The organism is Veillonella sp. (assembly GCF_019414865.1).
In the GTDB taxonomy this organism is placed as follows: Bacteria; Bacillota; Negativicutes; order Veillonellales; family Veillonellaceae; genus Veillonella.
In genome coordinates this window covers 1-2,236 of record NZ_DXLG01000076.1, presented here as the reverse complement: position 1 = coordinate 2,236, position 2,236 = coordinate 1, and the positions used below count along the sequence as shown (strand labels likewise).

1 protein-coding gene is annotated in these 2,236 nt (G+C 42.6%); it reads left to right on the top strand.

Going from position 1 to position 2,236, the window contains the following annotated elements:
- Window positions 1–2,115 (top strand): anaerobic carbon-monoxide dehydrogenase catalytic subunit (gene cooS / locus QZ334_RS05745; RefSeq protein WP_295232662.1); only part of this gene is annotated, 2,115 nt, incomplete at its 5' end.
- Window positions 2,116–2,236 lie beyond the last annotated feature (121 nt).

Genomic DNA, 2,236 nt, shown 5'->3' with positions numbered 1-2,236 from the left:
GAACATCATCATGATCATGAACATCATCATGACCATGACCATTGCCATTGTGGCGGTCACCATCACGATCACGACCATGATCACCATCATGACCATGACCATAGTCATGGTAAAGCGTTGCCTACGGATAAATGGGTGCCACACACTCATGAACCAGGGGTACCTCATGAACATGGCGTAAACGACTACATGAAAGCCGTTGCAGAATACCGTAAAACTTGGCCTACAAAACAAGATGTTATCGAACAAACACCAGATCCTGCAGTTCGTGAAATGATTCTCCGTATGGAGCAAATTGGCTGCGACACAGTATTTGACCGTTTTGATAAACAACAACCACAATGTACATTTGGTATTGCAGGTGTATGTTGCCGTATTTGTTTCATGGGTCCATGTAAAATTACACCTAAGAGCCCTCGTGGCGTCTGCGGTGCCGATGCTGACCTTATCGTAGCTCGTAATATGACACGTGCTGCAGCAGGTGGCTTGACACAACATGGTGCGCATGCTCGTGAAATCTTGATTTCTTTGAAAGCAGCTGCTAATGACCAATTGGATATTCCAATTTTGGGCGAAGAAAAAATCCGTACTGTATGTAAAGCTTTCAACATTCCTGAAGAAGGTCGTTCCTTAAAAGAAGTAGCAAACGACTTGGCTGACGTTTTGTTAGAAGACTTGAGCCGTGCGTTGCCTGGCGAATATAAAACTATTACAGCTATGGCTCCTGCCGAACGCCGCGAAGTTTGGAAAAACCTTGATATCTTGCCTATTTCTGCATACAATGAAGCATTCGATGCATACCATCGTACATGTGTAGGTACAGATGGCGATTGGGAAAGCAATATGAAACAATTCTTGCGTTGCGGTCTTGCTTTCACATTCACTGGCGTAGTAGCAGCAGACATTGCCACAGACGCATTGTTTGGTCAAGGTGGTCGTCGTACATCCAAAGTTAATATCGGCGCTTTGAAAAAAGGTTATGTTAACATTGCTGTTCATGGTCACTTGCCAACATTGGTGTCTCAAATTTGTACAATTGGTGCATCTGAAGAGTACCTAGAAAAAGCGAAAGCTATCGGTGCTAAAGGTATCCAATTCTACGGTATTTGCTGTTCTGGTTTATCCAGCATGTACCGTTATGAAAACGTAATTCCATTGTGTAATGCTATCGGTGCTGAGCTTGTACTTGGTACAGGTGCTCTTGATTGCTGGGTAGCTGACGTTCAAGACGTATACCCTGCCATCATGGACGTAGCTCGTTGCTTCAACACAAAGGTTATCACTACATCTGATGCTGCTCGTTTACCAGGTGCAGAACATATCGGTTACGATCATCACCATACTAACTTGGCTGAAACTAAAGAATTGGCTCGCAAAATCTTGGATCGTGCTCTTGAAGCTCATGAATTGCGTAAAGGTATGCCTGTATTCATTCCGCCATATGAAATCACTGCAGAAGTTGGTTTCTCTCCAGAATCCACTGTTAAACATTATGGTTCCTTCAAACCATTGGCAGAGGCTTTAAAATCTGGTAAAGTTCGCGGTATCGTTAACGTAGTAGGTTGTTCCAACCCTCGCGTTATCTATGAAAAAGCAACTGTAGATATCGTTGATACACTTATCAAAAATGGCTGTATCATCTTGACAAACGGTTGTGCATCCTTCCCATTGATGAAACTTGGCTACTGTAATACAGATGCTATTAAGAAATGTAGTCCTGCATTGCAAGAATTCTTGGGGGATGATCAACCACCAGTATGGCATGTTGGTGAATGTGTAGATAATGCTCGTTCCTCCGGTATCTTTGGCGGTATCGCTGCAGAGTTAGGTCTTAACTTGCCTCAATTACCATTCGCTATGTCCAGCCCTGAATGGTCCAACGAAAAAGGTATTGATGCATCCCTTGGCTTCCGCTTGATGGGTATTAACTCTTACCATTGCGTTGAGCCACCTACACAAGGCTCTGATGCTGTTACAAAATGGCTTAAAGAAGACACTAAAGACATCTTAGGTTCTGTTATGTATGTAAATACTGATCCTGCTAAAGTAGCTGAAAAAATCTTAGCTGATATCGATGCTAAACGTGCTGCTTTAGGTTGGGCTGAAGTAAAATAGTTTATCCTTTGATAGATTATAATTTGTAGTTGCGTATAAAAACACCCTCTATAGATCTTATAGTTAGGGTTATAGGACAAAACGTGTTGGTTTTATAGGCGATGGAGCCAGTAAATTACTG